The organism is Nostoc sp. LEGE 06077 (genome assembly GCF_015207705.1).
GTDB lineage: Bacteria > Cyanobacteriota > Cyanobacteriia > Cyanobacteriales > Nostocaceae > Nostoc_B.
Genome location: NZ_JADEWI010000008.1, coordinates 72,961 through 97,420, shown reverse-complemented (window position 1 = coordinate 97,420; position 24,460 = coordinate 72,961). Strand labels below are relative to the sequence as shown.

Here is a 24,460-nt window from a genome sequence, read left to right as displayed (position 1 = left end):
TTACTCATAATGTGTCCACATCCGAATTATTTTGACTACTTGGTCGGATTCAATGATTTCATATACTAATCTGTGCTGTATATTTATTCTGCGAGAATACGCACCTGTTAAGTCGCCAACTAGCTTTTCGTAAGGTGGAGGGTTTTGCCAAGGGTTTTGTTCAAGGATGGCGAGTAATTCCTCAGCTTTCTCTTTTAAATTACTAGAGGCTAGTTTCTTCGCATCTTTTTGTGCTTGTTTTGTGTAAACTAATCGCCAACTCACCAATCCAATTCCTCATCGCATTCTTGAAGAGGAGTTGCTAGTCCTTCTTTGATAGATTCTCGCATTCCAGGAACAGATAATAAGTAGAGAGTTTCCTGAATTGCAGACCAATCTTTTTCTGACAAGAGAATAGCATTACCGCGATCGCCTTGAATAATTACAGGTTTACCTTGTTCTGCAACTTGGTCGATTAGCTGTTGCAAATGCTTTTGAGCTTCGTTGACAGGAAGCGAAGACATCATGGTGTTTTTGAGTGACAATTACTTTATTTTATCTACAAACAGCGATTTGCCTATAACAAAACCATCGCACCTTGATTATTGATACAACTAGATCCCCGACTTCTTAAAAAAGTCGGGGATCTGAACCTCTCGCATAATTACGAATTACGAATTAATTTTCTAGCCAGTTGCCACAATAAATAAAACGGTAATGTTAATATACCTAATAATAATTGGAAAAACCTACTTAACCACCGTTGCCAAATAGGAACAGGAGTTCACTGGCGTTGCATAATTGCCAAATTTTCTCTTACTGTGACTGTATTGGGATGATTATCCCCTAACACCCGTTGACACATCGCCAAGGCTTCGATGTACAAAGGTTCGGCTTCGCTGTACCGCCCTTGGCTATTGTAGAGGTAAGCTAAATTGTGCAAACTACGTGCGACATCGGGATGATCGCCTGTGAACAACCGCTTTGTCATCGCCAAAGCTTCGATATACAGAGGTTCGGCTTCGCTGTACCGCCCTTGGCTATCGTAGAGTAGGGCTAAATTGTTCAAGCTACTTGCGACATCGGGATGATCGCCTGGGAATAACCGCTTGTACATCGCCAAGGCTTCGATGTACAAAGGTTCGGCTTGGCTGTACCGCCCTTGGTTATAGTAGAGTGCGGCTAAATTGTTCAAGCTACTTGCGACATCGGGATGATCGCCTGGGAATAACCGCTTGTACATCGCCAAGGCTTCGATGTACAAAGGTTCGGCTTGGCTGTACCGCCCTTGGCTATCATAGAGTACAGCTAAATTGTTCAAGCTACTTGCGACATCGGGATGATCGCCTGGGAATAAACGCTTGTACATCGCCAAGGCTTCGATGTACAAAGGTTCGGCTTGGCTGTACTGCCCTTGGTTATAGTAGAGTGCGGCTAAATTGTTCAAGCTACTTGCGACATCGGGATGATCGCCTGGGAATAACCGCTTTGTCATCGCCAAAGCTTTGATGTACAGAGGTTCGGCTTCGCTATATCGCCCTTGGCTATCGTAGAGTAGGGCTAAATTGTTCAATAAATAAAACGGGAAAAACAATATCATTGCCTTAGCCAGTTGCCACAATAAATAAAATGGTAAAATTACTATAGTTAACAACCTGCCTACAAAATAAGCTAACCGCCATTTCCAAATAGCAATGGGAGTTAACCGTGCAAAACTTTCTCTCACTGTGACTGTATTGGGATGATTATTCCCTAACACCCGTTGACACATCGCTAAAGCTTCCATTAACAGAGGTTCGGATTCGGTGAACCTCCCTTGGTCTCTGTAGAGTTGAGCTAAATTGTTCAAGCTGAATGCGACATCGGGATGATCACCTGTAAATAACCGTTTTCTCATCGCCAAGGCTTCGATGTAAAAAGGTTCAGCTTGTCTGTACCGCCCTTGACTATCATAGAGTACAGCTAAATTGTTCAAGTTAGTAGCGACATCGGGATGATCGCCTGTGAATAACCGCTTTCTCATCGCCAAGGCTTCGATGAACAGAGGTTCGGCTTTGCTGAACTTTCTTTGCCTTTTGTAGAGTAAAGCTAAATTGTTCAAGCTTTGTGCGAGATCGGGATGATCGCCTGTGAATAACCGTTTTCTCATCGCCAAGACTTTAATTAACCGACGTTCAGCTTGGCTGTACCGCCCTTGGCTATCGTAGAGTGCGGCTAAATTGTTCAAGCTAGATGCGACATTGGGATGATCTCTTGAGAATAACCGCTTTATCATTGCCAAGGCTTCAATGTACAAAGGTTCGGCTTCACCATACCTGCCTTGGCTACGGTAAAGTCGAGCTAATCTGTCCAAGCTAGATGCGACATCGGGATGATCACCTGTGAATAAAGCTGGGCAAATTTTGAGGCATTGTTCACACCAAGGTTCTGCTGATTGATATAGTCCTTGTCCCTCATAAAATCTTACTACTCCTTCAAATACCCAAGTTACGTCATCATTTGGGACTGATGCTGGGGAATTTATCTGTTGTTCTTTTGCTTGCTTTACTTCTACAATTATCCGTTCTCCCAAGTCTTCAATGTGGGGAATAACATCTTTAACACGTTCGATATCTTTAGAGGTGGGTGAATGGGGAAGGGTTTTAGCTTTGGTTATCATTGCAGAAGCAAAGGTGGTTTCTAAAACTGACTTCATCTCACCAGCATTGGCTAACTGTTCTTGCAAAAACCACCGCACTAAAGCATGAATTTTATAATATCCTTGGCTGTCTTCTACTTGTTGCAGCAAATGACGCTTGTAGAGTTGTTTTTTCGCTTCGTTGATTTCAGTTGAATTACCCCACCCTAACCCTCCCCTTGTAAAGGGGAGGGAACTAGACTCTCTAGTCTCCCCCCTTTCCAAGGGGGGATTAAGGGGGGTAATTTGACTAGTGTTTACATCATCGCTTGCAGGAGGATCATCTTCATCATCTCCACCAGTCGACACCCACATCACCAAATCCCATAAAATTGACTGGGGCGCAAATAAACTCAAAAATCTGCCTAGTTGTTGCGTCAGTGGTTCGAGTTCTTCCCAAGTTAAAGCAAAGGCGGCTTTCACTCCCAGTTGAGTTGAGTTGAGTGTTTCTCTGTCTTGTAGTGCTGCTTCGGCTAACTTGCGTTGTTGCAATCGCTCCAACATTATATATAAATGTAAATCTGGGTCTTGTGCTAAATAAGCACCAACTAACTCTATCCCCAAAGGTAAATATTCTAGACATTCACATATTGCGTTGGCGGCTTGTGGTTGGTTGTCTACTCGCTTGTCTTTCCCCAACAATTTTTTTAACAGTTCTAATGCTTTTTTTGGCGAGAGAACATCTAAGGGAATCTCTTGAATAAAGTTTGGATCTAAATTTCGCAGTCGAGTTGTCACCAAAACCCGAAAGCGGTTATCGCTGGGGACAACTCCGCGCAGGTTGTCTAAGCTGGTGACATCATCAAAGACTATTAATATAGGTAAGTCAGCTTGGGGATATTGCAACCAACACCAAGCAACTTGTTCTTGTAGGGTTAACAGTCTTCCGCCTTGTTCTTGGGGAATCTCGAAACCAAGCTGCACAAAAAAGCTCAAAACTTCAGCCGCGAGATTACTGGCTCTGTCATTAAACCAAGTTATTCCGTCATAATTATCTTGATATTGTTTAGCGTATTGGGTAGCAAGTTCAGTTTTACCTACACCTCCCATCCCTGATATTGCGACATAATTACCACGCTGCAAATCCTCATGCACAAGTGTCAGTTCTTGTTCACGCCCGACAAAGTTAACAGAACCGCGATAAGGTATGTGTTTTGTGGGGGTTAATTGTTTTTGTCCTTCTATAACTAATTTTTCAATGATTCCTTTCCCGCCAGGGAGGATAACCTGACCAATTTTGTCGCTTAACTTTTTAAAATCTTCAGGCATATATGGTTAAGTGCATCGGTTGTCACACCCGCCTCAGAATTAATTCTGAGGCTAATAGCTAAAGTCTTCTAAAGAAGACTAGGAAAAAATGTTTCAGTCTACTTGAGTAGACTTGCGCTATTAGCCCGGAAATTTATTTCTGGGCGGGCTGGGAGAATAATTGAGAATATTAAATGAGATTAAAAACGCATATCTTGAACTTTACCTTTCCCGCCTGACATGACAACCTGACCGATTTTGTCTGCCAACTTTGTTAAATTAGGCGTAGCCAAAATTTCTACAAACTTGGGATTTGTCTCCGCTTGTGCTGCTGTCGCTACTTCTTGTACAGCTTGCGCGATTTCAGGATTAACCTTAGCCGCAGCTTCCACTTCAATTACAGCTTTGCCATAATCGAGTGGTTGTTCTGGTGCTTTTTCAATTGCGGCGACAACATCCGGCGAGTGTTTTTTTAGCTTGACAAGCAACTCACCAGTTTTATCCCACAGAGTTTCACCAACCATTTCACCTGTTCTTTCTAAGGCTTTAGTGGCGACTACAGACCCAAGAGCGATCGCCGCAGTGGTTAAAGGTTCCATGTGCTACTTTAATTTAGGTGCATCCTACTTATTTAGTAACACAGAAATTTAGGCTGGAATTACGCCATTTAAATCAAAAATTTATATTTACGCGTTGCACAAGTAATCTTGATAATGTTGATTTTTACATAATTGCGATCGCTTGTACACAAAAAACTCCTTAAATTATCAAAGAAGTCGGAAATCTAAATTTTTCCAAAACACAAAACCCTGTCGTCACAACACAAAATCCTGTCATGACAACACAAAACCTTGTCGTCACAACACGAAAACTTCGTTCTAATGCAACGTTTTTTAAATTTAAGCAAAAACACCAGTTTTTGCCCAAAAAATTCAGATAATAAATATTAATGTTTGTGAATTTTGCTGACGCGGGATGCAATTAGATTAAGACAAACTAGCTCTAGAAGTATTATTAGGGAATAGCTATGTCTCTGAAAAAACGTACACCCCGCGTTTTAGAAAAAGCTGAATTAAGAGCCTCTGACTCAAAGCAATTGATCCAAATATGGATTTTGGGGACGAGCGCAATTTGCAAAATATGACACAACTAATCGAGCAGATCGTAGCAAAATTGATGCTTATAATACGGCTTTAGCTGTGATTGACTCTTCCAAAACCGAAATGAAATAGTTAGAAAAAAATTAGGCGATCTGAATGAGAAAATGCTAATTGGCGTTGCTTTTAAATATGGCAACGACAGCACTGAATATGAGATGGCTGGTGGTGTTCACAAAAGCGATGCCTGCGGCGGGCTACGCCTACGCATCCGCAAAAGTTCAGCCACTCGCTTAAAAGGAAGCACAGAAGAAATTTCTACTAAGACTCAAAATACATAACCCTAAACCATCGAAGATTTTCGGTGCGTTAGGACTACACTCTTAGAGGATGTTGAGAAAGTATTATTGTGAACATCAAAATCTTAAAAACCTAACCCCCCAGCCCGCTTCCCTACGAGGGAATGGGGGTTTTAAAGCCTCTCTCCGCGTCGGGGAGAGGTTTGGAGAGGGGTTTTTAGTATCTTTTATGACTTTTAAAACAACCTCTTAACGCACCTTATTATTTTTGTACTAAAATGCAAAATGGTATGAGGCGCTAATTATGGAAGAATTATTAACTCTGAAAGAATTGCTGCTTCAAGGTAATATTCCAGGAGCATTAATTATAGTAGAAGAATTAGCAGAAATGAGCCGCAATGACATCATCAAAACGATTCGTAGCTATGCAGTAATTTTGTTGTTACATCTAATTAAACAACAAGCTGAAAATCGCACGACTCGTTCTTGGGATGTCTCGATTCGGAATTCAGTTCGAGAAATTCAACGAGAAAATAAGCGCCGGAAAGCTGGCGGCTATTATCTCACGCCAGCAGAACTCAGAGAAACTTTTGCAGAGGCTTATTTAAATGCTATTGATCAAGCTTCTTTAGAAGTAGAAGAAGGTCGTTATGAAGTTCAGGAATTAGAAAAGCTAGTTAACCCCGAAGAGATTATTAATCTTGCTTTAAATTTAATATTACCAGGAGATTCCAATTAATTGGTTAAACAAAGGCTCGATACATTATTAGTAGAGTTAAATTTATGTACATCTCGCGCTTTAGCCCAAAGACTAATTCAAGCGGGAGAAGTGACTGTTAATGAACAGATAATTGATAAGCCAGGGACAGAAGTAGATATTGCGGCGCAAATCAAAGTTAAAGAGCGATCGCGTTTTGTTTCCCGTGGAGGCGAAAAACTCGCAAAAGCTTTAGATGAATTCGCTATTCCTACCGCGGAACGGGTTTGTCTAGATGGTGGAATTTCTACAGGTGGCTTTACCGATTGTTTATTACAAGCTGGAGCCAGCTTAGTTTATGGTATTGATGTCGGTTACGGCCAAGTTGACTGGCGCTTGCGAAACGATGCGCGGGTGATATTGCGAGAACGCACGAATTTACGCCAATTACAACCTCAACAATTGTACGGTGAAAGCGATCGCCTTCCCGATTTAGCGGTGGTGGATGTATCGTTTATTTCCTTAACCAAGATTTTGCCTGCGTTGTGGCAATTAACTCAAGCTCCCCGTGAAGCGGTATTGTTAGTTAAGCCACAATTTGAAGTCGGAAAATCCCGCGTTGGCAAAAAAGGTGTTGTCCGTGATTCTGGCGACCAAGCTGATGCTATCTTTCAAGTATTACAAGCCGCCGATCAATTAGGCTGGAAATACAAAGGCTTAACTTGGTCGCCAATTACAGGCCCGGCTGGGAATGTAGAATATCTTTTATGGTTAGGGATGGACAGTGAAACACCACCGCCAAATTTAGATGCAATTAAACAACTGACGAAATCAGCAATGGCTAATTTACACGATCATTAAACAAGTTATCAATAAATACTGATAACTGATAACTGTTCATTGTTAAACATCGTAAATCAGACACTCTAAAGCTTCTGGGTGTCTTTCGCAGAAAGATTCTAGAGAGGTTTTGCGGTGTTGTGCTTGCTGTTGATGAGATTTTTCTGCTTGTAATTCTTCAACGATATCCCAAGCCACAGCGCAGTTAGGAGAACCATCGCCGTTCACTTCACAAGTTGAACGAGCTTCTGCGATCGCTTCAAAAATTGCTTGTTCAATGGTTTTGTTACCATTTGGCTCAGATTGGTTTGCAGTGTCGAATCTGTCGTAAGTTGCTGTCATGATAAATCTACCTTTGTTTACTGAGATAGAGAAAGATGTGCGCTGCTGTGAAATTCACAAGCCAATACTTTCAGTTTAGATAAGCTAAAAAAATATTGCTGTGGTGAACACCCTCTTTTAATAAACTAAATTAAGTGGGATTTCCCTCTTGTTATTTTTGATGCAAAACGCTAAGAGGAAAAGTCTGAAGTATGAAGCCTGAAGTCTGAAAGTGTAAAATATACAGCAGTTCATATATTCAGTTCAACTATAAATTTCATACTTCATAATTCAGACTTCATACTTCAATGGTGCATTGTAAATTAGCAATCTAGGGCAATTATCAGGAGAATTTGATACAAGTTGACGAAGACTTATGAATAGCAACAATTAGAGAAATAATTCTTAGAAAATATCAATATTTCATCCCTAATTCTTGTTGCAAACGATACAGAATTGTATTTTTATCAACTTGCGAGAGAATTTCTTCAATCACAGTACTAGCGCCTAAATCTCCCCAAGTGCAGCCTTTTTCTAGATAAACTTGAGCAGCTTTACCCACAGCATAAGCACCATAACCCGCAATTCCCGCTTGGGCGATCGCACTACCAGCAAAGCCAGTAATATTAGCTGGGTTATCACCACTAGCGATCGCCGCAGTACTTTTACCTAATCCTAAAACAAAACTACTGCCTAATTCCCCGATTAATAACCCGCCGGAACTCATTAAAATCGTTTTAAAAATCTTCCCCGCCTCATAGCTAGTCATCGGTAAACCATATAACCGCGCCAAAGCCCGAATCAAAGCTAAATCAGCAAAAGTTCCGCCGAGAATATCTAAAACAGCAATGGGGTTGAGAGCTACAGCCAAAGCCTTATATTTAGTAAATTGCCAGATAATATCTTGGGCTTCTTGTTCGCGGATATCAAGAGTTTTTTGCGCGATCGCTGCTTCCGCTTCCCGTGCTTGTAGCAGTGCATTTAACGCCAAAAGCGATCGGCCTTCCCGATTGAGAATCTTCAACAGAGTTTCTTGAAGTTCTTCAATTTGCGGCGGTGGTGTTTCCCATTCATAACTAACACGCCCATCCGGCCATTCTACCCGCACTTCCAGCGGTGCAGGTTCCGCCGCCACCATGACAATTTCATCAGGTAACAAAGGCTTACCTTGGGGATGTCCTGCACCAAGTTGTTGTAAATTTTGATAAATTGCGTCTCTATCTGTATCTGGATAAAGGTCGATTTTGTTAAATACCAAAATCAGCGGTTTTTGCGCCTGACGTAAATCTAGCAATCCTTGATATTCAGTCCGCGTAATATCACCAGACACCACAAATAAAATCAAATCTGCCTGACGCGCCACATCTCGCGCCATTTGCGCCCGTGATTCTCCAGCAATTTCATCTAATCCCGGAGTATCAATTAACTCTACGATAATCTTGCCTCCTGGTGGTTGCCATCTCACAGAACGTGGCCATTGAGTCACCCCATTTAACGGCCCTGTTTGCAAAATCTTCTCTCCCAGCAAAGCATTTAATACTGCCGATTTTCCTCGACTCACCAAACCAAAGACAGCTATTTTAATTAAATTAGAGTCCAGTTTACTGAGTGTGGCATTCAAAACCTCTAATTCTGGCTTTACCAAACCTGCTAATTCTGGGTTAAAAGATAACTGTCCTGACTTGCGAAGATATCCATACCAAGATAACGCTTGTCGGAGACTAGCACGGGCGCGGTTTAAATGAGTTTCTTCCAGGTTACGGTTACGCACGGGGGTTTTAGATAGAACAAACAATAGGCTATAGGGCAACTTGCTGAGTATCAACCTAATTACATCAAAGCTTTGAACAATCAGCAATGACCTAATCTATATGACTATAGCTATATCTCTATTCTGCTTTAATTTCCAGCCTGTCTGTGTTATTGGTTAGTATTCTAGGTCTGATTGTTCCACAATCGGCAACTCAATGCTGAATTCTGTTCCCCAAGCTGGATCAGATATCATATTAATCCGCCCATTATGGCTGTCAATAATTTGGTAACTAATCGATAAGCCTAATCCTGTCCCTTGACCGATGGGCTTAGTCGTAAAAAAGGGATTAAATATTTGATGATGAACTTGGGTGGGTATGCCGTTACCGTTATCCTTGATGCGAATAGTAACGAAGCGATCGCTTAATTTCTCTGTCCGAATCCAGATACGACTAGGATGATTTTGGGTTGATTCTCGCGATGGGCTATGCCCCGCTGCAAGCGATCGCAATTTTTCCGCTTCTTCTAAAGCATCGATCGCATTATTCAAAATATTCATAAATACTTGATTGAGTTGCCCAGCAGAACAATAAATCAAAGGCAATTCATCATATTCTTTAATCACTTCAATCCCACAATGATTAGCGTTAGGGTTGAGGCGACTTTGTAAAATCATCAATGTAGCCTCTAAACCCTCATGAATATCCACTAGTTTGAATGTTGCTTCGTCTAACCGGGAGAAGTTTCGCAAAGATTTCACAATCTCTGCAATCCGCCGGGAACCCATCTGCATTGAACAGAGCAATTTTTTGATATCTTCTTTGATAAAGTCAAGTTCCAGGGCTGCAATTGACTCCTGAATTACTCGACTTGGATGAGGATATTCTTGCTGATAGAGGTCAATTAGTTTGAGTAAATAATCATAATATTCACTGGCGTAACTCAGATTCCCATGAATAAAGCTAATGGGATTATTAATTTCATGGGCGATACCTGCAACTAACTGTCCTAACCCAGACATCTTTTCTGTTTGCACAGCCTCAAGGGCATTTTGCAGTTTTAGGAGAGTGTGTTTTAAGATTTCATTCGATTGCGCTAGTTCTCCCTGAATGCGTTGGCGCTGTTGAATTTCCTTACTTAGCGCATGAATTTTTTGGTTCAGCACAACAAATTCATTTTTCTCGCGCTTTTCTAAGCGTAGTAAAATTATCGCTGGGCTTTGAGGCGATCGCGGCTGGATGACTGCACCTTGACTACGACAAACAATCCCCTCCCCTGCGGATTGGTGGATAGTCAAAGCGCCCAACATCATTTGACGACATTGGGCGCAAGCTTTGAGATAGTCAGTTATTTTCTCTGGCGAATCAGTGACAAACTCACTCAAATGCTCACCAATCAGTGCTTTACTAGTTTTACTAAACAATTTAGTAGCAGCTTGATTGACTGCCAAAATTTCACCTGTGCTAATTATCAGCAGCATAGGTTCTGGCAAAACCTGGGCAAAAGTTAAAAATTGATCAGGTGTCATGTTGAGGTATTGCAGCAGGATCTATGCTGTTGCACGGAATACTCACAGAGTAAACATCAAAAGACTCAGCCATACTTCAGGGAAGTAACTTCAGCCAAAACATATTACTGCTACTAGACTTTAAAGTATTCCTGTCCAGCAAACTCCTCTACTTCTTCACTCGGTTTGAGATGAATAATCACGGTGCATTCCTTTGCACCTCTAGCGATGGTGTCTTTTAACTCGACTCTTGCGTAACCGAGATTATCTGCTGCGATCGCACCAAATATATTTGATGTCATCACACACATAGCTTCGCGCCCTTCTACCTGTTCCGCAAAGGGACATCTGCGATTGCCTAAAACTATTTTCTCGTCACTTTCTTCAATTACATAAAAGTCGCCTTGAATCCGGCGTTTCCAATCTACAAGGACGGCTGTTACCTGCTCACGGGAGAGATTGGATAGTTGCAATCCATCATGATATATCTGGTTGACATATTGGCCAGTTCGATAGCCAACTACATTCAAAAATCCTGCTGCTTCTTCAATACCAACCACATCTTGTAAAGTTCCCGCCAATTCTCGAATGATAGTCCGCAGAAACTGATCACGTTCTATAGGTAATTCTAAAGATGTTATCTCGTCATTGAGCAAAGATGTTTGAATCATAATGGAGTTATTCCCTGGATATCTACGTAGAAGAATCTTCAATAGCAATATATGGAAGGAAAATCAGTGAAATATCAAAATTTCTTCCTTTAGTACCATTGACACCTAACTAAGAGTAGTTTTCCCTTACGAGTTACAAAACTCACATCAACAGTGAATAATTTATCTGATTTCAACTGGGTTCAACATTCTCAGAATTTATAAATGCCTTGTAGTCTGCTATTTTACTAGCCAATCGTGTCACCAAAAATGGACTTGCATCTTTCAAAGCTGCATAAATCTGCATAGCTTCTTCTCGGTATTTGACAATTTTTTCTTGATTCCAGTAATGTGGCGGTGCTTGTAGGTTCGTGATTCTATCTGCCAACTTTACCATCCAGATTTCTGGCGGTTGTTGTTTGATCCTGGTTAAACTATCCGCCATTTGCAGATGTTTTGCCAGACTAGCATCTTTCGTTAATGCCAGTACACCTTGAGCGACTGCTTCACCAAACTCAGCCTGAATTTGCTCAACAGTTGTATTAGTGTCTTCAATTGTGTCATGCAAAATTGCACATTGAACTGCCAAATCACCGTCAGCTACTTTTTCCACGCTTAAGGCTGCAATTATTTCCATACTCACAAAACTCAGGTGCATGATATAAGGCAGTTCTGAACCTGGCATCTTTTGGTTTTGATGAGCGATCGCCGCAAATTTATAAGCTCTTATATAACTTTCTTGTAACCAGTTTTGGGTATTCATATCAAAAATTATAAATCTAATATTTAATTTACGTAAAAACTCAGATACCCGATTTCTTTAAAGAAGTCGGGTATCTTGCTTATCAAAAATAATTGAAGCTTGCTGACTAAATTTTCTCCCTAGTAATGGCTGACTTAGCAAATAATCGATTACGGTGAGAAAAACCAAATAAACCAACTACAAAAAGTAACCCCATCACAGTACTTGGTTCTGGTACTGAAGTTGAAACAGGAGGTTCTGGATTAGGGTTAGTTGGAGTTACAGGTGGTTCAGGAGTAGGATTAGTTGGAGTTACAGGTATTTCAGAAGTGGGGTTAGTTGGCGTTACAGGTGTTTCAGGAGTGGGGTTAGTTGGCGTTACAGGTGGTTCCGGAGTAGGATTAGTTGGAGTTTCTGGCTGTGGCTTGGGTATGTTAGGTAAGTTACCAGCAAACTGAGTATTGTGGAACTCGCCACTACCAGATAAGGAAGACGCAACTAAAGTTCCTTCAACATTCCCGTTATTAAATTGGACGTTAGCTTTAGTCGCCAGTACACTACCATAGAACGAGAAACCAGTAGTTTTTACTTGAGTAGCATCAACAAAGTTAAACAAAATATTTTGCTTATTCAGCCCATTAAGGTTGAGTCCAAAGTTACTAATGTTGACGCTATTACCTAAAATATTAAAAATTACTGTAGAATTACTGCCTACTCCAGCAATATTCAGATAAGTGCTATTAGAAAACTGTGAACCATCAATAGTGAAAATATTCAAATCACTATTGTTGCCTTGAAGATGAATTCCATTCCATTTATATTCTGTAGTACCTGTAGAACTTAACCCACCTAAAGAGTTAGAAAGATATGTCAATTCTTGGCGGGCTGTCTCAAAATTAAGTGGTGTACCTGAACTAACACCACAGTTAGGAGAACAATTGAAATTAACAGAAGTTTTAACTGTACCACCAACAACAGCATTACCGCCAAAAACTTGACCACCGTTGTAAGTTAAATCTCCACCTACTATCAATCTAGTATCTGCGCCATTAGAATTAGATAGACGGTCAGCAATGCCAAAATTGGTAAATGTAGCATTACCACCAACTGCTACACGACCTTCAGAGTCTGAACTTTGATTCATGTCTCCAAACACGAAGACATTATAATCTTGCGCGACTCCCAAACTAACAGCCATAGCTGGTTCTATTAAACTTGCCAAGGTAACTGTTGCTAGAGATAGAGGAATCACAGCAAATTTTGTTTTGTGTTTTATCGACATTGTTAGTATGACTAAATAACTGTCTTACTAATGTAGTTTCTATTCAATTAATGTTAGATAAATGCGTCATGAAATTCTGGACAAAATATCATCTCCTCAAAGGATTTCAATAACCGTATTTTCCCCAATATCCAAGACAAACTATCTTTTTTCATAGTATTTATACGGTGAAATTCATTCCCGAATATTCACAAAATCATTTCAATATATAGCCCAAAAAGATGTTCGACTTCTTGAAGAGAATAAGGGGTAGGGTGCTACCCTCTAACTTTTTTAACTATCCTCTTGACATTATCTGAAATACATACTACAAATGTAATACAAGAGTGACAGCCCACTCAAAAGGCAGAAATTAATCCTTGCAGAACCTTGATAAATCGATAAACACAGCTATTTTCGGCATTACCCGCTTTTGGGGCCGCGATTGGCGTTCGACTGCTCCGAAACCAACAAACGGACGGTTGCAGGAGTCGTGTACCCTTCGGGAAGGCAAAGCCTACAATTCCCTACGGCTCCATTTGCATTGACTTTGATTAACTTCAATCAGGTCATTGCAATCATGAAAACATGGGTCTGTAGCTCTAACGGTAGAGTTCCCGGATTCCACTTGTGTCCTAACCGAAGAAGCTTACATACTTGCTCAATAGTAGAGCGATCGTCTGAATAACGATAAGTGCAGGTGCGATTCCTGCGTGTGTCACCACAGCTTTTTCAACTTACATGAGGAGTGAGTGCAACTCTCACAGGGAGGGTATCGGTTCAATCCCGATCAGATCCATTAAATAATTTGTCATTAAACAAGAGGTGATTGTTATGGTTCATATTCGATTTGAAGGACGTTCTGTTGATGTTGCAGAAAGACAACTAGGAATTGTTGCACAGATGAATGATGTAGCAGTCAAAGAATGTGTGGCGAGACATTTAGATGTAAATAGCGATCGCCTTTCTGCATACATCGTAGATCGTCGCCCTAGTGGTGATTTGATTGTCCGTCCTGAAGCTGTCTACGGTTGAAGATTTAAGACTTTATTCCGCGCCCTAACTTGTAAAGCCTACACACCATCCAGCAATGGATATGCAGGTTCGACTCCTGTCGCTCCCGCTAATGGGAGCGTAGCCAAAATGGTAAAGGCAATTGTTAAAACTGCTTTGCTAACTTGTGCGGAATTCTAATTATTCAAGTTGTATTCAACTACAACATTCATTCAATCATATAGAGGTGAGTTCAATGATGTCGGATAACTTATGTAGTCGCAAAAACCCATCAGTAAAACTATCTTTGAATAACATAAGTTATGAGCGAACATCGTTTGAGCGAAATTGTGATTGAACGTCCTCGTTGTGGTAGAAGAATTAGTCTTAAAAAGCAGACAGGTTATAAAAAGCAACTAGATAAACTCACCCAGGAAGCAATTGAAGACGGATTTTTTAATCCCTACCTGATTAAAGCTCAAGCCAGACACAAATCAAAGTATCTTTCAGATCATCTTGGCCCTCTGCGGCGGTTCTTGCGCTCTAAAGTTGGGCAGCCTTGGAATGATGCTTACAGCGAACTATGTCAACGATTAGATCACAACACAATGGCGGGACAGCACGTTATCGGTCATCTGTGGGATTACGTTGAACGCTATGTAAAAATTATTGATGGTGTGGTTTATCGGCAGGCTTATCGAGGGATTCAATATCCGTTAGATGGCAATTACCGCGATCGCTTTTATATTCATCCTGAAACTGGGATTCTTTGTGCCGTTGAAAAAAAGCCTCGCCAGCGGTACAAGCCGCCAGAAACAAATTTTATCATTGTTGATGATTATCATCAATACCACCAAATCAACGATATTTGGTATTTAATTACCTTTGCTGATTTTCCGCTAACAACTAATCAGGTACATGATGTTTTGCAAGGTTTAATTCATTATTCTGCTTTTTATTATGGAGGTCGCAAAATTTACGCGGCTAGTAAAAAGCAATGTAGTAAAAAAGAAATTCGCTGGATTTTAAAACAACTTTCTCAAAAGTAAAATTTTTCACTTCGTGTCCCAACCGCAAAAGCTTACATACTAGCCGAATTAGAACAGGCACTTGACTTAAAAGCAAGGGTTTACGGGTTCAACTCCTGTGTGTGAATCAACAGCTTTTTCAACTTACATGAAGTGATTTTATTCAATTGGTAGTTGTTGCCGCGCCCCGATCGCAGAAGCCTACATAACTCTCAATCAGTTGTATATAATGCTTCTGGAACTTGCGCGGTGACTTGATCGCCCCGCGTGCAACATCTACCTCCTGGCATTTTGATTTTAGGAGGTTTTTATGAAAACCGCAGAACGTGATCTGCGCTTGGAAATGCTGAATAGTTTGCTGACAACCCCTCACCGCAAACTTGAGCAAGTGGCAGAAATTCATCAGTTAATTATTGAACTTGACCCTATATTCTACGGACATTTGGCAGTTTGGTATCAGCGTCATGGAGATGTCCGCGACCACAAGGAAGTGTTTGTGGCTCACTTGTTAACAAGCAATTTGACTGAACACAGAGATGCTGGATTTGTGATGCTGCAAGATTTTCCGCCTTATGAAGTGGCTCGGATAGTAGACTTCATGAAACAGCAGCAAAATAAACTACCGCGTTCGGCTCGGACTGCGGTGCAACGTTACCTAAAAGCACGGGAAAGCAATCCGGCTTTATTCGATCGCGCGGCGTTACGGGGACGCAAGGCTATGAAGCATTTGTATGCTTCTCTGCACATCAAGCCGAATGAACGCGCAAACGCGATTTTGTTCCGCGATACTCCTCCAGAGGGTTCTTTAGCAAATGTGCTAAAGCAACTGGCGAAGGCTACAAGTACCGCCGAACAAGCACGTTTGATAGTGGAATTTAAAATTCCGTATACGATCGCGATCGGTGCAATCAAACAACTCACACCAGTTGTGTTGGTTGCGTTAATCAATAGCATGACTCCCCAAGAAGTGATCAATAACCTCAAGTCACTCCAGGCGAGAGGTGCAATGGATCATCCAGAAGTCAAAAAGTTGATTGATTCTAAGCTGGAATCAGCATCTAAAAGTGGGCGTGTGGCTGCATTCAAAGCGCAAATTGCCGTGGATAACGCAGATTTCGACGCAGACACAGTTGCACGGTTGGAAAAAGTCACCAACGAACAGGTGAAACGCCGCGGAACCATTGCTCGTCCAACAGCTTTGCTGGTGGATAAATCCGGCTCAATGGAAAATGCGATCGCTCTTGGTAAGCAACTTGCGGCGCTGATCTCTGGTATCACGCAAGCAGAGTTGTTTGTCTACGCTTTCGATACCATTCCCTATGCTGTCACCGCCAAAGGCAAAGAGTTAACCGACTGGGAACGTGCATTTCAGCACATCAATGCAGGCGGTGGTACTAGTATCGGTGCTGCATTGGAAGCAATGCGGAAGAAAAGGCAGGTAGTTGACCAGATTATTTTGGTGACGGATGAAGGAGAAAATGCGGCTCCTTACTTCGGTGAAGTCTATAAGACTTACTGTCGGGAATTTGCGGTAATACCTAATGTGGTGATTATCCGTGTAGGTGGTCATTATGACTGGGTAGAAACTCAACTGAAGCAGCAGCAAGCACCTGTAGAAACTTTCACTTTTGCTGGTGACTACTACAGCTTACCGAACCTCGTCCCACTCCTAACGCGTCCTTCTCGTCTAGATTTGCTGATGGAGATTTTGGATATGCCATTGCCTGTGCGTGAGGATAAGTAGAGTGTATCAGGGTGCGTTATGGTTACTTCTAACGTATCCTGATATTGCATTACTTGAGACTAAAGATTCTCAATACTTTTAAAATTATTTACGTATGATTACAGTTGTCTAATTGTTAAAAAATATTATTTTAATAATATCGAAATTTTATCTGTTGCCATCAAAAATTATGACTACTACTAGAGAAAAGTTTGAATCAAAAATAATAGAACTTGGGGAAAGCTTATATCAATCACATTGTCACTTAAAAATTCATGAGTGGATGACGCACGAGAGCAACAAACGCCTGAATGAGTATCCACCCTTCTTTCATTGGTCACGTATGGCTCATTTTGAAATCGGAGTATTAAAACTTACTAGAGCGTATGATCAAGATGGAGATAGTTTGGGACTTTTAAAAATTCTAAACATACTTGAATCTGATTATAGACATTGGGGATGCTCAGAGACTCTTAATCCTCAAATTATAAAGCAAGATAAAGAATCTGTAACAGAAAAAAACAATAATTTAGTTAAAAAACTAAAACATTTGAGGGACAAAACTATTGCTCATACCGATCACAGACAATTTCCTTCAAGGATTAGTGATGATATAGCAAAAGTATATAAGGAATATGGAGATGAATTAATTTGGCAGCAAGGCCGTCTCACTACAGAAGAGATTGAAAAACAACCTCCTGCAAAGAGAGATGCAAACTTACACCAAATGAGTGAGGAAATTTTTCAAGTTTTCGATAACCATGAAAATAGAGTGTTAGGTCAAGAAATTCCCATATTCAGTGATTTTTATCAACTAACAACTAAAGGTATTGAGATATGTAATAGATATATGCAAAAATTATCTATTCCTCTAATAGAGCTAAAACTAGAAGGAATAGATTGTTAAAAATAAACCTTACTGTAATAAAACAGTTATTTGATGAACAAGGTGTATGAAGTGGTAGGGATCGCCCGAACACAAAATCTCTCTAACCATCTTATTTATTCTCTGTGCTTAAATCTGCCGTGCCTGTTTCCAAAATCCTAGTAATTCTGTATTTATGAATGAATAGAAATCATTTTAATGCTTTGAGTGCGATGAATTGATCTTTCTAGTTTTTCATTAGTAATAAATTCCGTTGCTCCTACATATATAGCGGAAGCAATATGTAAAGCGTCCATTGCTCCCACTCCAAATTTACTTGATTCCTCATAAGCTGTTTCAATAATTGTATTGATATCCTTTGCCCAATAGGAAACTTCATCAAAAAAGGCTTCATAAAACTTTACTTCGCTTCTTTGTTGATTGTAAATTGCTTTCGGCAATACTTCTAATTTGATAAAGATACTAGAAGCAAATTCTCGGTTTTCATCCTCCAAAATTTGTAAGGCTTTCTCAGCCATATCCCCTTGAGAACGAGCAGCGTAAATTAAAACACCAGCATCAATGAAAGTACGAATCATATCACGTCTTCTCTATAGCCACCCCGACGTTCTGCTTTTTCTCTATCTGCTTCTTCATCTGTTAACAAAGGAAGACCAGACTCAATTATTTCTTGACGAATTTTTCTTAATTTTTTACCTAACTTAGAGCCAGATTTTAGCTGCTGCTTTTGCCGTTCAAGTGAATCAATAAATGCTAAAACTTTTTCTTGTTCATCTGCATTTAAAGCTTGCAATTTATGCAGTATTTGTTCGGTGGTCATATTGACTATCACTCCGATTACCAAGAATACAAATACCTTTATATTATACTTTCCAAGATTGTATTTGCCTTAACAGTAACTCAACTACAAAATATATTCTGGAAAATAGCAATTTTCATTGTAGTCTAATGTAGTATTTATCTTGCGTGACCTAACTTGTGGAGCCTACATACTAGTACGAGAGGAAAAGTAACACTGTCAAATCAGTGGGCGTTTGTGAAAGGGGAGTGCGAAGAACCTGGAAAGTAGGCTTAAAAGTAGCCATCTTTGAAAGAGTGTGTAACAACTCACCAGCGGAGTTCCTTGAGTAACAGAGAAAACGCAATGCTCCACAAACTTGCACGCGGGAAATAATTATATAAATTCTAATGTTACTGAATTAACGAATAAATTCTTCTTTGCAACTTTGCGTGAGCTTATTATGACTAATATCCGTAAGCTAATTAATCAAATTGCTGATGCTGAATCTGAGTTGTACACTACCCAATTTCTTGCGCCATGTGTCAAAGGTGGACGAGTTCGCACGCGGGTAGCGGGAATGGTTTACACTTTCATCCCCAAGCCAAGTAAATTTGAAGGTTGGGGTATCTTTCAGGCGGTGGATGTTAAGACAGCAAGGGTTGTGGAAGAAGCAGACTTACCCCAGATTGGGGAATATTTGCAACACTTTCCGCAAATTCGGTTGCGGTTAGTACATCAATTGCAAAGACAAACTTGGTTGGGGTATCCCATCAATGAAGCAGATATGCGTCAACGGTTACAAGTGGTGAAACCGATCGCAGTTCATTTAGTAACTGAGGGTGTTGTTTTTGAGCAAATTATCGCTCGGTGGAATGGACAATCATGCTGGTTTGAAGAGATTGATCGCCGCACTAATCCGATAATTGGGGAAATTCTGCAATCTGCTGTCAAGCAACGCATTCCAGTTGAGGAATTGCAGTTTAAAGATATGACTCCAGAACTTCGCACTGTGTATGAGTTAGTAACTAAGCAGATTGATGGCTTTACTCAACCTCAGCAAGATGAAAAAAGACTCAAGAAAGCATTGCAGATGGGTGGTGGTGAATTAAACCAATTCAACGATCGCGGTGATTATTGGACAGTCGATTGGACAACTGCTGATGGTGTGCGCCACAGTAGTGCGATCGCTAAATCTGATTTGACGGTAATTAGTTCGGGTATTTGCTTGAGTGGACGCGATCGCGATTTTGATTTGCAATCTTTAGTAGCTGTCATGGAACAGCAGGAGTATTGACGACGATGAGTATTTTTTTCCACGAACAGCTTTATCGCAGCAATGCTGTGATGACAGAGTTGAAGAATTATTCTGTAACAATTTGCGGCGCAGGTGCATTAGGCGCTAACATTGCGGAGAACTTAGCTCGGTCTGGTTTTGATCAACTGACGGTGATTGATCGCGATCGCATTGAGGAACGTAACCTTTCGACTCAGCCTTACTACCGTTCTGATGTCGGCGCATTTAAAGCAAAAATATTGGCAAACAATTTATACCGCGCAATTGGGACTAAAGTTGATGCGAAAACAAAGGAATTGACAGCAAACAATACTCCTCAATTACTCAAAGATAGTCAGCTAATTATTGATGTCTTTGACAACAGCATCGCGCGTCAAGCGGTGAAAGATTACGCTGATCAATTTCAGATTCCTTGTATTCACGCTGGATTAGCCGCTGATTATGCAGAAATTATTTGGAATGACGTTTATCGCGTCCCTTCCGATGTGAATGATGATGTTTGCGATTATCCACTGGCGCGAAACTTGGTGATGTTAACTGTGGCTGTCACTTGTGAGGCGATCGTTTCATTTATTGCTACAGCACAACAGCGTAATTTCACAATTACATTGAAAGATTTAACTGTTCAATCGCTATGTTTGTGAACTCAAGCAAACAGTTTACTAAAGAAAGGCAGAGGGCAGGAGGCAGAGAGCAGCGCGTTGCGGGGGTTCCCCCCGTTGTAGCGACTGCGGAGAGGCAGAAGGTTTTAAGAAATAATTCTTCCCTCTGTCTTGAAAAGTTTTGTGGACGGAAACCCTCCTCACAAACTTTTTGCTAAATTTATGGGGATTACCTCCTGCCTCCTGCCTACGTCCTCCTGCCTCCTTAAACATCATCCGTAATTTTGTGTGTTGTATTTGAGCGAATAGCTTTGTTCAAATCTTGAAACAAGTCTTCTTCTGCATCCCGTTCTTGCTTGAGTTCTCGAATCATTTCCTGGCTGGAACCAATCAATAAACCTGCAACTCCACCAATAATGGCGTATTTTTGAGCTAAATCTTTATACATTGGACTTGTGTACGGGCAAGGAAGTAAATGAGCTACAACAAAACCTATACCTGCGCCTAAAAATGCAGTGACAATGCCAGAGAAGGTAATTAATTTGGCGTTCATTTGTTTTGCTCCAATGCTCAATTTACTCGCATACTAGCGGGTATGGCTTGATTATCTGTGGATTTAACAAATTTGTACCTGAATTTTTACCTGTTGTAATATGAAATTTTTAATTTAGCCGCTGCATTCACAATGTCAGCCAACACATTCATTATGTGAGGCGACTCATTAATAATGTGTTGCTTAACATTATTAATGTGAGGTGACGCATTCACAATGTAAGTTAACGCAATGTTAATGTAACGCCTCACATTAACATTGCCGATGAAAAATAATTAATTGTCAGTGTGTTGAATCATGAGATTGGTGATCATCAGGGTTCTGCGTTACAGTCACCGTCGATTTAGATTGGGCGTTGGCGGTTGCTTGTCTCTCAGAATCCGGCGAACCAGAACGATTAGATGGTTTGCGTTTTAAAAAGCGTTCTTCCAAATTCTTGATGATGATGTACAGCACTGGTACTATCAGCAAACTCAAAATTGTAGAAACGAGTAACCCGCCAAATAACGCCGTTCCTAACGACCAGCGTGAAGCAGAACCGGCTCCTGAAGCGATGACAAGAGGGAAAAATCCTAACAATGAGGCACTTGATGTCATGACAATTGGTCGAAATCGCTCTTGGGCGGCGGTTAAAGCTGCCTTTTGAATTGTCATCCCTTGTTTAAAGGCTTGGTTCGCAAATTCGACAATCAAAATTGCGTTTTTCGAGGCAAGTCCGATTAACATGACTAATGCAACGTTGGCATAAACATCATTGACTAAACCACGTAACGCTAAAGCACTCAACGCACCTAACAACGCTAAGGGTACAGTCAACAAAATAATTGCTGGGTCAATATAACTTTCATACTGAGCCGAAAGGGTGAGAAACACCATCACAATTCCAAAACCAAAAATCAGAATCCCCAAGCTACCCGCAGATAATTCTTCCCGCGCTGTGCCAATCCAGTCGCTCCCAATTCCGGGAATTGCGGCTGTGTTTACTGCTTGCTGCATTGATTGAATCGCTTGTCCACTACTGTAACCCGATGCTTCTCTACCTTGAAGGCTGATAGCGCGGAAGCCGTTGTAATGAGAGATGACGGCTGGCCCGGTAATGGGTGTGAGTGTTGCGACTTCACTTAATCGCACCATTTGGTTATTTGCCGATCGCACATACAACTGGCGAATATCGTCTGGTGATTGTCGATAGTTGCCATCTGCCTGAACATAAACGCGATAACTTTGCTGTCCCAAGGTAAAATCATTCACATATTGAGAGCCAACGGCAGATGAAAGAGTGTTGACAGCTTGTTGGAAATCAACGTTGAGGGCTTCTAAGCGATCGCGATCGAAGTTAATTTGAAACTGAGGTGTGCTGGCGGTAAACTGCGTAAACACGCCACCTGCTAAAGCTGGTTGTTGGTTGGCTTGGGCAATTACCGCTTGAGCGTTGGCGAAAAAGTCATCAATTGTCAATCTTCCATTGGTGCGGTCTTCCAGCTGTAACTCAAATCCCCCTAATGTACTAAAACCTTGAATTGGTGGCGGACTAACTGCGGTAATAATAGCTTCGGGGATTGATTGAAATGCGCCATTGATTCGCCCTAAAATTGCCGTGGCGCTTTGATTTGGTTGAGTACGTTCTTCCCAAGGTTTCAATTTGGCAAAAAATACACCGCGATTAGAACCACTACCCGCAAAGCCAAATCCTGAAGTTGCAAATACATTATCAATCTCTGGTTCCTTCTCCAGAATTTGCTCAAGTTTTGTAATTACTTCATCTGTATAACCAAGAGAAACGCCATCAGGAGCTTGAATAATCCCCAAGACAATGCCTTGGTCTTCATTAGGAACAAACCCTGTCGGCACTTGAGTAAACATAAAGTAGGTTGCAGCTAAACCTACTACAAACAATGCCACAACAGCATAACGTAAGCGAATCAAAAAATTAACGATCGCAATAAACTTTTGAATAATCCATTGCAATATCTGATTAAATTTGTTGAAAAACCAGCCCACGGGGCCGCGTTTGGGTTGGGGTGGACGCAGTAAAATTGCCGCCATACTCGGACTAAAGGAAAGGGCGTTAAATGTCGAGATGGCAATCGAAAAGGCAATTACTAAGGCAAACTGTTGATACATTTTCCCGGTGGAACCAGGGAAAAATGCCACGGGAATAAACACCGCCATTAACACTAACGAAGTGGAAACTACTGCCCCTGTTAGTTCCTCCATTGCTTCAAAAGAGGCTTGTAGTGGTCTAACTCCCTGTTCAATTTTGCTGGCGATCGCTTCCACAACAATAATCGCATCATCGACAACTAAACCCGTGGCTAAAATTAAGCCAAATAAAGTCAAATTATTCAGTGAAAATCCAAATATGTAAGCAAATGCCAATGCCCCAATCAGCGAAACTGGAATCGCCACAATGGGAATAATCGTAGCTCGCCAGTCTTGGAGAAACAGAAAAATTACCAACACCACCAAAGCGATCGCTTCGACTAAGGTTTTGATGACTTCTTCTAAAGAAGCTTGCACAAACCCAACGGTATCGTAAACAATCTGAGTTTTTAATCCCGGTGGAAAATCTTTAATTAGTTCATCCATCTGCGCTTCAATGTTTTTTGCCACATCCAGCGCGTTACTTCCTGGTGACTGATAAATTGCCAGTCCAATTGCAGGTTTACCATTATTTCGGGCATTGCTGGCGTAAGTTTCCGAGCCGAGTTCCGCCCGACCAACATCCCGAAGTTTAATTAAATTACCGTTACTCCCGGCTTTAATCACCAGATTGCTAAACTCCGCAGCATCTTTAAACTGACCATTTACCCGCAGGGGAATTTCATAACTTTGACCAGAAGGGATAGGCGCTTGACCTAAAGTTCCCGCTCCGGCGAGAATATTTTGCGATCGCAATGCCGTCGCTACATCTGCGACGGTTAATTGTCGACTTGCTAAGGCATTAGGATCAAGCCACAGCCGCATTGCATAACGTTTTTCGCCAAAAATTGTTAAATCGCCGACTCCTGGAGTTCGCAGCAGTTGATCGCGTAAATTCAGGTCAATATAATTACTAATAAATAACGGATCATACTCATTATTTTCCGCATAAAATGTATACACTAACAAAATACTTGTAGAAGCTGTCTGCGCGGTTACACCCAGTTGTTGCACACTTGTGGGTAAACGGGGTGTAGCACGAGCAATCCGATTTTGGACGTTTACTTGGTCAATATTTTTATCAGTTTCCGAACCAAAATATACAGAGATTTGGCTACTACCAGCGGAACTGTTGGAGGTCATGTACTGCATCCCCTCGACCCCGTTCAGTTGACGCTCAATTGTGGTTGTAACGGCACTTTCCACAGTAGAAACATCCGCCCCAGTATAGTTAGCTGAAACTTGAACGCGGATAGGAGCAATATCTGGCAAGTAATTGAGTGGGAGTAGGGGAATACACACACCTCCCAAAATCAAAATCACGAGAGAACAAACGGTAGTTAAAACCGGACGCTTGATAAAGGTATTAGCGATCGACATGATCGGAT

22 protein-coding genes, 1 tRNA gene and 1 pseudogene are annotated in these 24,460 nt (G+C 41.1%); 10 read left to right on the top strand and 14 right to left on the bottom strand.

From position 1 onward, the window contains the following. The 4 genes from IQ244_RS08055 to IQ244_RS08040 form a co-directional block, all read right to left on the bottom strand. Positions 1-264 carry a Txe/YoeB family addiction module toxin gene (locus IQ244_RS08055; RefSeq protein ID WP_193891819.1) on the bottom strand — a complete coding sequence of 88 codons (264 nt, stop codon included), beginning with the start codon at positions 262-264 and terminating at the stop codon, positions 1-3. Next, on the bottom strand, positions 261-503 hold the full coding sequence (locus IQ244_RS08050) for a type II toxin-antitoxin system Phd/YefM family antitoxin (RefSeq protein ID WP_193892084.1): 243 nt from the start codon (positions 501-503) through the stop codon (positions 261-263). The genes IQ244_RS08055 and IQ244_RS08050 overlap by 4 nt, the downstream gene beginning before the upstream one ends. A 260-nt stretch (positions 504-763) precedes the next feature. After that, positions 764-3,925, bottom strand: coding sequence for a tetratricopeptide repeat protein (locus IQ244_RS08045; RefSeq protein WP_193891816.1), 3,162 nt, complete (start codon positions 3,923-3,925; stop codon positions 764-766). 179 nt (positions 3,926-4,104) lie between these two features. Beyond that, complete coding sequence (locus IQ244_RS08040) at positions 4,105-4,503, bottom strand: hypothetical protein (RefSeq protein WP_193891813.1); 399 nt, start codon at positions 4,501-4,503, stop codon at positions 4,105-4,107. Between the two features lie 428 nt (positions 4,504-4,931). Here IQ244_RS08040 and IQ244_RS08035 point away from each other — a divergent pair. The 3 genes and pseudogenes from IQ244_RS08035 (at position 4,932) to IQ244_RS08025 (ending at position 6,858) form a co-directional block, all read left to right on the top strand. Further along, positions 4,932-5,342: pseudogene (locus IQ244_RS08035) on the top strand (hypothetical protein). A 262-nt stretch (positions 5,343-5,604) separates the two neighbouring features. Continuing rightward, entirely contained in the window at positions 5,605-6,039 is a 435-nt protein-coding gene (locus IQ244_RS08030) for a DUF29 family protein (RefSeq protein WP_193891810.1), read from the top strand. Then, positions 6,040-6,858 (top strand): TlyA family RNA methyltransferase, encoded by an 819-nt coding sequence (locus IQ244_RS08025; protein ID WP_193891807.1) that lies wholly within the window; start codon positions 6,040-6,042, stop codon positions 6,856-6,858. It begins immediately after the preceding gene. A gap of 42 nt (positions 6,859-6,900) precedes the next feature. Here the strand turns inward: IQ244_RS08025 and IQ244_RS08020 are convergent, their stop codons facing one another. The 6 genes from IQ244_RS08020 to IQ244_RS07995 form a co-directional block, all read right to left on the bottom strand. Next, a complete protein-coding gene (locus tag IQ244_RS08020) occupies positions 6,901-7,179 on the bottom strand; it encodes a Calvin cycle protein CP12 (protein ID WP_193891804.1) in 279 nt (92 codons plus the stop codon). A gap of 394 nt (positions 7,180-7,573) precedes the next feature. Beyond that, positions 7,574-8,929, bottom strand: coding sequence for a DUF697 domain-containing protein (locus IQ244_RS08015; protein WP_193891801.1), 1,356 nt, complete (start codon positions 8,927-8,929; stop codon positions 7,574-7,576). Positions 8,930-9,085: 156 nt separating this feature from the next. Continuing rightward, a complete protein-coding gene (locus IQ244_RS08010) occupies positions 9,086-10,438 on the bottom strand; it encodes an ATP-binding protein (RefSeq protein WP_193891798.1) in 1,353 nt (450 codons plus the stop codon). 113 nt (positions 10,439-10,551) lie between these two features. Then, positions 10,552-11,088, bottom strand: a complete 537-nt coding sequence (locus IQ244_RS08005; RefSeq protein WP_193891783.1) for a methanogen output domain 1-containing protein — start codon at positions 11,086-11,088, stop codon at positions 10,552-10,554. 172 nt (positions 11,089-11,260) lie between these two features. After that, entirely contained in the window at positions 11,261-11,830 is a 570-nt protein-coding gene (locus IQ244_RS08000) for an HD domain-containing protein (protein ID WP_193891778.1), read from the bottom strand. Positions 11,831-11,936: 106 nt separating this feature from the next. Beyond that, positions 11,937-13,091 carry a choice-of-anchor A family protein gene (locus IQ244_RS07995; RefSeq protein ID WP_193891775.1) on the bottom strand — a complete coding sequence of 385 codons (1,155 nt, stop codon included), beginning with the start codon at positions 13,089-13,091 and terminating at the stop codon, positions 11,937-11,939. An 813-nt stretch (positions 13,092-13,904) separates the two neighbouring features. Here IQ244_RS07995 and IQ244_RS07990 point away from each other — a divergent pair. From IQ244_RS07990 to IQ244_RS07970, 5 genes are all read left to right on the top strand, one after another. Continuing rightward, positions 13,905-14,105 carry a hypothetical protein gene (locus IQ244_RS07990; protein ID WP_015115787.1) on the top strand — a complete coding sequence of 67 codons (201 nt, stop codon included), beginning with the start codon at positions 13,905-13,907 and terminating at the stop codon, positions 14,103-14,105. A 281-nt stretch (positions 14,106-14,386) separates the two neighbouring features. Further along, entirely contained in the window at positions 14,387-15,112 is a 726-nt protein-coding gene (locus IQ244_RS07985) for a hypothetical protein (RefSeq protein ID WP_193891772.1), read from the top strand. A 33-nt stretch (positions 15,113-15,145) separates the two neighbouring features. Continuing rightward, a tRNA-Leu gene (locus tag IQ244_RS07980) sits at positions 15,146-15,216 on the top strand. Positions 15,217-15,401: 185 nt separating this feature from the next. Then, the gene (locus IQ244_RS07975; RefSeq protein ID WP_193891769.1) at positions 15,402-16,835 is read left to right on the top strand and encodes a vWA domain-containing protein; all 1,434 of its coding nucleotides are present in this window, start codon (positions 15,402-15,404) and stop codon (positions 16,833-16,835) included. 169 nt (positions 16,836-17,004) lie between these two features. After that, a complete protein-coding gene (locus tag IQ244_RS07970) occupies positions 17,005-17,721 on the top strand; it encodes a hypothetical protein (protein WP_193891767.1) in 717 nt (238 codons plus the stop codon). Positions 17,722-17,873: 152 nt separating this feature from the next. Here the strand turns inward: IQ244_RS07970 and IQ244_RS07965 are convergent, their stop codons facing one another. Beyond that, the gene (locus IQ244_RS07965) at positions 17,874-18,278 is read right to left on the bottom strand and encodes a type II toxin-antitoxin system VapC family toxin (protein ID WP_193891766.1); all 405 of its coding nucleotides are present in this window, start codon (positions 18,276-18,278) and stop codon (positions 17,874-17,876) included. Then, positions 18,275-18,520: a hypothetical protein gene (locus IQ244_RS07960; RefSeq protein WP_193891755.1), complete on the bottom strand. Its 246-nt coding sequence runs from the start codon at positions 18,518-18,520 to the stop codon at positions 18,275-18,277. Before IQ244_RS07960 ends, IQ244_RS07965 begins: the two co-directional genes overlap by 4 nt. Before the next feature lie 421 nt (positions 18,521-18,941). On the opposite strand from IQ244_RS07960, the gene IQ244_RS07955 reads away from it, so the two are divergent. Both IQ244_RS07955 and IQ244_RS07950 read left to right on the top strand, forming a co-directional pair. Beyond that, entirely contained in the window at positions 18,942-19,775 is an 834-nt protein-coding gene (locus IQ244_RS07955) for a hypothetical protein (RefSeq protein WP_193891752.1), read from the top strand. Between the two features lie 5 nt (positions 19,776-19,780). Then, positions 19,781-20,419: a HesA/MoeB/ThiF family protein gene (locus IQ244_RS07950; protein ID WP_193891750.1), complete on the top strand. Its 639-nt coding sequence runs from the start codon at positions 19,781-19,783 to the stop codon at positions 20,417-20,419. 223 nt (positions 20,420-20,642) lie between these two features. Here IQ244_RS07950 and IQ244_RS07945 read toward each other — a convergent pair whose 3' ends face one another. Both IQ244_RS07945 and IQ244_RS07940 read right to left on the bottom strand, forming a co-directional pair. Continuing rightward, positions 20,643-20,930 (bottom strand): hypothetical protein, encoded by a 288-nt coding sequence (locus IQ244_RS07945; RefSeq protein ID WP_193891747.1) that lies wholly within the window; start codon positions 20,928-20,930, stop codon positions 20,643-20,645. Between the two features lie 282 nt (positions 20,931-21,212). Then, a complete protein-coding gene (locus IQ244_RS07940; RefSeq protein WP_193891744.1) occupies positions 21,213-24,452 on the bottom strand; it encodes an efflux RND transporter permease subunit in 3,240 nt (1,079 codons plus the stop codon). Positions 24,453-24,460 lie beyond the last annotated feature (8 nt).

Bases quoted from the DNA above. Each gene is read 5' to 3' on its own strand.
- IQ244_RS08050 (WP_193892084.1), bottom strand. From the start codon at position 503: ATGTCTTCGCTTCCTGTCAACGAAGCTCAAAAGCATTTGCAACAGCTA.
- IQ244_RS08045 (WP_193891816.1), bottom strand. From the start codon at position 3,925: ATGCCTGAAGATTTTAAAAAGTTAAGCGACAAAATTGGTCAGGTTATC.
- IQ244_RS08040 (WP_193891813.1), bottom strand. From the start codon at position 4,503: ATGGAACCTTTAACCACTGCGGCGATCGCTCTTGGGTCTGTAGTCGCC.
- IQ244_RS08030 (WP_193891810.1), top strand. From the start codon at position 5,605: ATGGAAGAATTATTAACTCTGAAAGAATTGCTGCTTCAAGGTAATATT.
- IQ244_RS08020 (WP_193891804.1), bottom strand. From the start codon at position 7,179: ATGACAGCAACTTACGACAGATTCGACACTGCAAACCAATCTGAGCCA.
- IQ244_RS08010 (WP_193891798.1), bottom strand. From the start codon at position 10,438: ATGACACCTGATCAATTTTTAACTTTTGCCCAGGTTTTGCCAGAACCT.
- IQ244_RS08005 (WP_193891783.1), bottom strand. From the start codon at position 11,088: ATGATTCAAACATCTTTGCTCAATGACGAGATAACATCTTTAGAATTA.
- IQ244_RS08000 (WP_193891778.1), bottom strand. From the start codon at position 11,830: ATGAATACCCAAAACTGGTTACAAGAAAGTTATATAAGAGCTTATAAA.
- IQ244_RS07995 (WP_193891775.1), bottom strand. From the start codon at position 13,091: ATGTCGATAAAACACAAAACAAAATTTGCTGTGATTCCTCTATCTCTA.
- IQ244_RS07990 (WP_015115787.1), top strand. From the start codon at position 13,905: ATGGTTCATATTCGATTTGAAGGACGTTCTGTTGATGTTGCAGAAAGA.
- IQ244_RS07985 (WP_193891772.1), top strand. From the start codon at position 14,387: ATGAGCGAACATCGTTTGAGCGAAATTGTGATTGAACGTCCTCGTTGT.
- IQ244_RS07975 (WP_193891769.1), top strand. From the start codon at position 15,402: ATGAAAACCGCAGAACGTGATCTGCGCTTGGAAATGCTGAATAGTTTG.
- IQ244_RS07970 (WP_193891767.1), top strand. From the start codon at position 17,005: ATGACTACTACTAGAGAAAAGTTTGAATCAAAAATAATAGAACTTGGG.
- IQ244_RS07965 (WP_193891766.1), bottom strand. From the start codon at position 18,278: ATGATTCGTACTTTCATTGATGCTGGTGTTTTAATTTACGCTGCTCGT.
- IQ244_RS07960 (WP_193891755.1), bottom strand. From the start codon at position 18,520: ATGACCACCGAACAAATACTGCATAAATTGCAAGCTTTAAATGCAGAT.
- IQ244_RS07955 (WP_193891752.1), top strand. From the start codon at position 18,942: ATGACTAATATCCGTAAGCTAATTAATCAAATTGCTGATGCTGAATCT.
- IQ244_RS07950 (WP_193891750.1), top strand. From the start codon at position 19,781: ATGAGTATTTTTTTCCACGAACAGCTTTATCGCAGCAATGCTGTGATG.
- IQ244_RS07945 (WP_193891747.1), bottom strand. From the start codon at position 20,930: ATGAACGCCAAATTAATTACCTTCTCTGGCATTGTCACTGCATTTTTA.
- IQ244_RS07940 (WP_193891744.1), bottom strand. From the start codon at position 24,452: ATGTCGATCGCTAATACCTTTATCAAGCGTCCGGTTTTAACTACCGTT.